Annotated in this window: 5 protein-coding genes and 1 pseudogene; 1 reads left to right on the top strand and 5 read right to left on the bottom strand. The window is 73.1% G+C overall.

Annotation, left to right across the window (positions count from 1 at the left end; genetic code table 11):
- Positions 1 to 256: 256 nt before the first annotated feature.
- Positions 257 to 1,798, bottom strand: a complete 1,542-nt coding sequence (locus ACIQCH_RS32280; protein WP_402586795.1) for an AMP-binding protein — start codon at positions 1,796 to 1,798, stop codon at positions 257 to 259.
- 186 nt (positions 1,799 to 1,984) lie between these two features.
- Positions 1,985 to 3,166 (bottom strand): winged helix DNA-binding domain-containing protein, encoded by a 1,182-nt coding sequence (locus ACIQCH_RS32275; protein WP_402586793.1) that lies wholly within the window; start codon positions 3,164 to 3,166, stop codon positions 1,985 to 1,987.
- Positions 3,167 to 3,419: 253 nt separating this feature from the next.
- On the opposite strand from ACIQCH_RS32275, the gene ACIQCH_RS32270 reads away from it, so the two are divergent.
- Positions 3,420 to 4,598 (top strand): magnesium and cobalt transport protein CorA, encoded by a 1,179-nt coding sequence (locus tag ACIQCH_RS32270; protein WP_402586791.1) that lies wholly within the window; start codon positions 3,420 to 3,422, stop codon positions 4,596 to 4,598.
- A gap of 29 nt (positions 4,599 to 4,627) precedes the next feature.
- Here ACIQCH_RS32270 and ACIQCH_RS32265 read toward each other — a convergent pair.
- The 3 genes and pseudogenes from ACIQCH_RS32265 to ACIQCH_RS32255 form a co-directional block, all read right to left on the bottom strand.
- Positions 4,628 to 6,371 (bottom strand): annotated as a pseudogene (locus ACIQCH_RS32265) (ABC transporter ATP-binding protein).
- A 58-nt stretch (positions 6,372 to 6,429) separates the two neighbouring features.
- Positions 6,430 to 6,846, bottom strand: coding sequence for a lasso peptide biosynthesis B2 protein (locus ACIQCH_RS32260; protein WP_402586789.1), 417 nt, complete (start codon positions 6,844 to 6,846; stop codon positions 6,430 to 6,432).
- Positions 6,847 to 6,880: 34 nt separating this feature from the next.
- Positions 6,881 to 7,138, bottom strand: coding sequence for a lasso peptide biosynthesis PqqD family chaperone (locus tag ACIQCH_RS32255; RefSeq protein WP_402586787.1), 258 nt, complete (start codon positions 7,136 to 7,138; stop codon positions 6,881 to 6,883).
- Between the last annotated feature and the right edge of the window lies 1 nt (position 7,139).

Raw genomic sequence — 7,139 nt, 5'->3', positions numbered from 1 at the left:
CGCCCCCCCCCCCGCGGGGGGGGGGCCGGGGGCCCCCCCCGCGGGGGGGGGGGCCCGGCCGCCCCCCCCCCCGGCCACCCCCCCCGCCCCCCCCCCCGGCGGGGGGGCCCCCCCCCCCCGGGGGCGCCCCCGCGGCCGTACGGGGTCGACCTCCGGGTCTCCTACGGCCCTGGGGCTCCGTGCGGCCCTGGGGCTTCGTTCGACGCAGAGGGCCTCGTACGGCCCTGGGCCGCGTATGCCCCCGGGCCGCGCGGCCTCAGTTGACCCCGCGGTCCAGCCCGGCCCAGTACGGCTCGCGCAGCTTGAACTTCTGGATCTTTCCGGTGGCCGTGCGCGGGATGGCCTCGCGGAACTCCACCGAGGTCGGCGCCTTGTAACCAGCCATGCGCTGCTTGCAGTACGCGATGATCTCGGCCTCGTCCGCCGTCGCACCCTCCGCGAGGACCACCAGGGCCTTGATCGTCTCGCCCCACTTCTCGTGCGGGACCCCGATCACGGCGACCTCGGCGACCGCCGGGTGGCTGAAGATCGTGTCCTCCACCTCGATCGACGACACGTTCTCGCCGCCGGTGATGATCACGTCCTTCTTGCGGTCGGAGATCGTCAGGTGGCCGTCGGCCCCGTCGACCGTGCCGCCGTCGCCGGTGTGGAACCAGCCGTCCCGGAGCGCCGCCGCCGTCTCCTCGGGCTTCTCCCAGTAGCCGTCCAGGACGACGTTCGAACGCGCCAGGACCTCCCCTTCCTCGGACACCTTCAGCTTGACCCCGAGCGCCGGCAGGCCCGCGCGGGACAGTTTGCGGGCCCGCCGCTCGGGCGGCAGGTCCGCGTCGCCCGGCCGGATCCGGTTGAAGGTGAGCAGCGGCGAGGTCTCCGTCAGGCCGTAGATCTGGGTGAACTCCCAGCCCAGCTCCTCGCCCACCCGCTGGATCGTCCGGCTCGGCGGCGGGGCCCCCGCGCACACGATCCGCACCCGGTCGCGGCCGGGGATCTCGCCCTCCCAGGAGGCCGCGGCGTCGAGGACCGCGTTCCACACCGCGGGCGCGCCGCACATCAGGGTGACGCCGTGCTCGTCGACCCGGCGCAGGATCTCCGCGCCGTCGACCTTGCGCAGGACCACCTGCTTCACGCCCAGCCCGGCCATCACGTACGGCATGCCCCAGCCGTTGCAGTGGAACATCGGCAGCGTGTGCATGTAGACGTCGCGCTCCCACACGCGGGTGTGCAGGCCGAAGGTCAGGCCGTTGACCCAGATGTTGCGGTGGGTGAGCTGCACGCCCTTGGGCCGGGCGGTGGTCCCGGAGGTGTAGTTGATCGTCGCGGTGGCGTCCTCGTCCGGGTTCGACCAGGGGCGCGGCTCCACGCCGAACCGCATCAGCACGGTGTCGGTCTCGGCGCCGAGGACGAACCGGTGCCGCGCCTTGACGCCGGCCAGCGCCTCGTCCAGCTCCGGGTCCACGAGCAGGACCGACGCCCCGCTCTGCCGCACCACGTACTCGACCTCGTCCGGCTTGAGGCGGAAGTTCACCGGTACGCAGATCCGGCCGCTCATCGGCAGCGCGAACAGCAGCTCCAGCAGCCGCGCCGAATTGTGGCTGACCACCGCCACCCGCTCGCCCTCACCCACCCCGAGCGCGTCGAAGCCGGCCTGCCAGGCACGGACGCGGTCGCCCAGCCGTCCGTACGTCGACTCCGGCACCGGCGGACCGGGCTGGTTCGGCTCGTCGATCACGCCGGGGCTGTCGGAGAACCCCAGCTCCGCCCGTTCGAGGAAGTCCGCGACCGTCATGGGAACCCGCACTGCTCACTCCTGCTGCTGTCTCGGTGGGACCCGTACGGACCCGCGGGCCGCCGGGTGGGGCGCCGCAGCCCCTCGTCGACGGTCGAGCGGCGGGCTCCGCCCCGCAGGGGGCCGGAGTGTCGATCGGCGGGCTGGGTGGATCATGGGCATCGTGCCCGCTGGGCGGGCCGGCACACCAGTGGCGCGTCAGCCGCTGATCGGGCCGAAACGCAGGGAGCGGGCGGCGGCGGTGGTCATGCCGGCGAGCAACCGCTCGCCCTCGGCGGCGATCTCCTCCTTCAGGGCCTTGGGGACGCGGCCGAAAAGTTCCACCGTGAGGGTGGCGGTGCCGCCGATCTCCCCGCCCGCGCCCGCGGGGGCGCTCCTGGCCGGCTTCCCGGCCGGCCCCTTGGCCGTGTCCAGCCGCCACAGCCCGCCGAGCACGCCGTCGACGAGCAGCGTGCAGTACGCCTGGTTCCCCTGGAACGACCGGCCCTTGAGGTCGGCCGGGACGATCCGGGTGCGGTCCGCGTGGGACAGCAGCAGGTTGTCGAACTCGGGCAGGAAGCGCGGGGGTGCGGGCACGTCCGGGTCGGGGCGCGGGGCGTCGGGGAGGTCGAAGAGCTCCGTACCGCGCTCGTCGCGGAGGACGACCAGGCGGGGCCGCAGCCGCTCGAAGGCCTCGCGCAGCCGGGTCAGGCCGGCCCAGGTCTGCATGTCCTGGACGGAGGCGGGGCCGAAGGCGCCGAGGTAGCGCAGCACCGTACGGTCGAGCAGGTCGGCGCGGGCCGCCGGGTCGGCGGGGTCGGGCAGGGCGGAGTCGTCGTCCCGGCCGAGCCAGGAGCGCAGGGTGGTGAGGCGTACCTGGCCCGAGCGGCCCCACAGGCCCCGCGGGGTGACCTGGACGAGCGGGAGCCGGCAGCGGGCGGCCACGGAGAGGGCGGGCGGGTCGGCGTCGGGCCAGTGGGTGAGCAGTTCGGTCCGGATCTCCTGCATGGTGCGGGGCTCGGCCTCGACGAAGGCCCGGCTGATCTCGGTCAGGCGGTCGAGGTCGACGCCGTCGAGGCCCTTGCGGAAGTTGGTGAGCTCCCGGTCCCGGGCGGGCTGGACGAGGGGCCGCAGGGTGAGGGCGTCCTCGGCCGTGTGGGTGTGGATGGTGGAGCGCATCGTGACCATGCGGACCACCCGGCGGGACTCCATGAGGGCGGACAGCGACTCGGGCTCGAAGCCGCGCAGCCGGGACCAGAGCTGGAAGTAGGGCGGCTTCACGTTCTGGGCCTGGAGGCCGAGCAGGTGGGCCACGGCGTCCGCGGAGGACGTCTCGGAACGGTCGAGGAGGAGCTGGCGGGCGAGGGTGGCCCGGCCGAGCGCGCGGGTCGTAGCGTCCATACCGGCCACGCTAGCCACCCTTGCGGTCGGTTCCTGTCCGCAATCGCCGATCCCGACGCCCCCGCCGCCCACTCTTATACCTTTTGCTCCGTATATCCTGCACGATGTCCACCCGCGGACCCGACCCACCAAGCACCACGCGCCGGACCCGCCCCACCACCCCTACCCCCACCAACCACCCACCGGAACCCACCCCCAGCCCCCACCCACCCACCCACCCACCCATCCATCCATCCACCGGGAGTGACCTGCGATGTCGGAGCCGCGCCGAGGGCGCCGTCCCGCGCCCTCACCCTCACCCAAGCGCCACGTCTGGCGCCGGCCGGTCACGTCCCCGTCCGCCCCCGCGACCCCCACCACCCCGAACACCCCGGCCCCCGCAGCGCCCGCCGCCCCTCCCCCGGACCACCGCAGCGTCGTCGAAGCGGCCCTCTACCGAGGTGGCCGCCGCGTCGCCTCCCCCGCCACCCTCACCGAGACCTTCCGCCAGCTGCGCGAACAGCACGACGGCGGCATGGCCTGGATCGGCCTGCACCGCCCGACCGAAGCCGAACTCCACTCCCTGGCCGACGAGTTCAACCTCCACCCACTCTCCGTCGAGGACGCCCTCGAGGCCCACCAACGGCCCAAGCTGGAGCGGTACGGCGACACGCTCTTCGTCGTCCTGCGCGCCGCCCGCTACCTCGACGCCCCGGAGGAGGTCGACTTCGGCGAGCTGCACGTGTTCGTCGGACCGGACTTCCTGATCACGGTCCGCCACGCGGCCGCCCCGGACCTCTCGGCCGTCCGTCGCCGCATGGAGGAGAGCCCCGAACTCCTCAAACTGGGCCCGGAGGCCGTCCTGTACGCCATCCTCGACGCGGTCGTGGACGGCTACGCCCCCGTCGTCGAAGGGGTCCAGATCGACATCGACGAGATCGAGACCGAGGTGTTCCGCGGCGACCCCGAGGTCTCCCGTCGCATCTACGAACTCTCCCGCGAGATGGTCGAGTTCCAGCGCGCCACCCGCCCCCTGGTCGGCATGCTGCACGCCCTGATGGCGGGCTTCGCGAAGTACGGCACGGACGAGGAGCTCCAGCGCTACCTGCGCGACGTGGCCGACCACGTCACCCACACCAGCGAACGCGTCGACGCCTTCCGCCAGGCCCTCACCGAGATCCTCACGGTCAACGCCACCCTCGTCACCCAACAACAGAACGCCGAGATGCGCGCCCTGGCCGAAGCCGGCTTCGAACAGAACGAGGAGATCAAGAAGATCTCCGCCTGGGCCGCCATCCTCTTCGCCCCCACGCTGGTCGGCACCATCTACGGCATGAACTTCGAGGTGATGCCGGAACTCCACTGGGCGGGCGGCTACCCCTTCGCGATCCTCCTGATGGCGGTGGTCTGCACGAGCCTGTACGTCATCTTCAAGAAGCGCGACTGGCTGTAGCGACTCGCCCCCGCTCGACGTGGTCTCGCTCACCGGCCGTTGAGCAGCTGGGTGGCGGCCAGTTCGCGGTAGAGGGCGTCCGCTTCGAGGAGTTCGGAGTGGGTGCCGACCGCCCGTACGCGGCCGGCCTCCATCACGACGATGCGGTCGGCCGTGGCGACGGTGGACAGGCGGTGGGCGACGACGAGGACGGTGATGCGACCCGCGATGTCGGTGATCGTGTCGCGCAGGGCCGCTTCGTTGGCCGCGTCGAGCTGCGAGGTGGCCTCGTCCAGCAGCAGCAGTCTCGGGCCGCGCAGCAGGGCCCGGGCGATCGCGACGCGCTGGCGCTCGCCGCCCGAGAGCCTGCTGCCGCGGTGTCCGACGTCGGTGTCGAGGCCACGGGGCAGCCGGTCCGTCACCGCGTCGAGGCGGGCGAGACGCAGGGCGTGGCGGAGCTCGTCCTCCGTGGCTTCGACGGCGCCCAGCGTCAGGTTGTCGCGCAGGGTGCCGGCGAGGACGGGCGTGTCCTGTTCTACGTATCCGATGGCTGCGCGGAGTTCGGCCAGGGGCCACTCCCGCAGGTCCCTGCCGTCCAGCAGCACGTGGCCGGCGTCCGGGTCGTAGAAGCGTTCGATGAGGGAGAAGACCGTGGTCTTCCCCGTGCCGGACGGCCCGACGAACGCGGTCAGGCCTCCGCCGGGAACGGTGAAGGAAACGCGGCGGTGGACCTGGGGCAGCCCGGGGCGGTAGGCGAAGCAGACATCGCGGAAGGCCACGCGGGCGGGCCGCGGGCACGGATCCGGATGCGGATGCGGACTCCGATTCGGACCCGGACCCGCGTTCCGATTCGGACCCGGATTCGGCCGGCTCGTACCCCCTTCCCTTCCCGTGTGCGCGTCCTCGACCTCCAGAGCCTCGACCTCGCGGATCCGGGCGGCGGCGGCCGAGCCGATCTGGAACTGGACGACGCCTTCCACGAGCTGGCCGATCCGGGGTGCGAGCGCGAAGACGTAGAGGAGGAAGGCGACCAGGGTGGAGACGCTGATGGCCCCGGAGGTGACGCGCGCCCCCCACTCCCAGCACGACCAGGAAGCACACCTGCACCACGACGGCCGACAGGGTCGCGGACACCGCTTCCCAGGCGGCGGCGCGGACACCGGTACTCCGGGCGTGCTCGGCCGCCCGGTACAGCGTTTGCGCCTCCTGGTGTTCGGCGCTCGACGCCTTGATCGTGCGGAAGGCGCCCAGGGCCCGTTCCAGGGCGGCACCCATACGGCCGACCGCCTCCTGCGTGTGCCGGGTCGCCCGGCCGATCCGCGGGGCCACGACCGCGACGACGAGGCCGACGAACGCGATCACGCCGAGCGTGACACCGAGCAGCACGGCGTCGAGCAGGCTCATCATGACCACCGTCGCGAGCGTGATCAGGGTGCCGGTGACCGCGGCCGACACGGCCTGCGGAGCGCTCTGCCGAAGCAGCGCCGTGTCGGAGGTGACGCGGGAGATGAGGTCCCCCGGTTCGGTACGGTCCACCACCGGTACGCGCAGGGCCAGCAGACGGTCGATCAGCCGGTGTCGGGCGGTGCAGACGACGGACTCCGCGGACCGGTCCAACACGTAGTGCCCGAGGCCGGCGAGGACCCCTCCCGCCGCCACCAGCACGCTGAGGACGATCACCGGGCCGTACGCCGGGCCTCCTCGTCCCATGTCGTCCATCACCTGTTTGGCCGCCATGGGCTGGGCCAGGCCCAGTACGCTGCCGAGCAGACCCAGCAGGACGCCCACCGTCATGCGGCCGCGCTGGGGTCGGAGGTGCCTGATGAGGGCGAGCGACGCAGGGGTCACGGACTCACTCCACCGCGAAGAAGCGCTGGAAGTACCCGGCCGGCGTGCCCTCGCCGACGGGTTCGCCCTCGGCCTCCACCCAGGCGTGCGCGGCGAACGGCGGGCGGGTGCGTACGCCCACGCACCAGGTCGGCCACTGGCCGCGCCAGCGGCACAGCAGCACCGTGGCCAACGACCGCGGCAGGCAGCCCTTGTGCCCGCCGGCGGCCAGGCTCACGGCGAGCACCGTCTCCCGGGCCGCCGTCGCCTCGGCCAGGGTGGCGGGGCGGGCTCCGCGGCGGAGCCGGGCCAGGACGGCCCGGATCCGCCGGGGTGGCAGGGCGGCCAGTACGTGGGCGCAGCCGATCAGGACGCGCGCCCCGAGGCGGCGCCCCGGGGGGACGGAGCGGGGGCGGTAGGGAACGGCTTCCGGGGTCGACATCTGTGCATCCCTTCTCCGGGGCGGCCGGGTCCGGTCAGGGGGTGATGAGCCCCGCGGAGCGGAGGTCATCGACGATGGTCACGACGTCCTGTGCGGCCACTTCGGCGTCCACGTCGTCGTACCGTTCGACGAGGGCGGCTGCGGCCCGCTCGACACCGTGGCCGTCCAGGAGCGCACGGAGCACGACGGCCGCTGCGGGGTTGAGGGTCCAGTACTCGGCGCTCTTCTGATCGAGCAGGGCCATGCCGTACTCGGTTTCGGTCAGCAGCACTCCGGACTTCAACGTGCACATC

Source organism: Streptomyces sp. NPDC093225 (genome assembly GCF_044753805.1).
Lineage (GTDB): Bacteria > Actinomycetota > Actinomycetes > Streptomycetales > Streptomycetaceae > Streptomyces.
The sequence above is the reverse complement of the archived record's forward strand: the minus strand, read 5'-3'. Positions and strand labels throughout refer to the sequence as shown.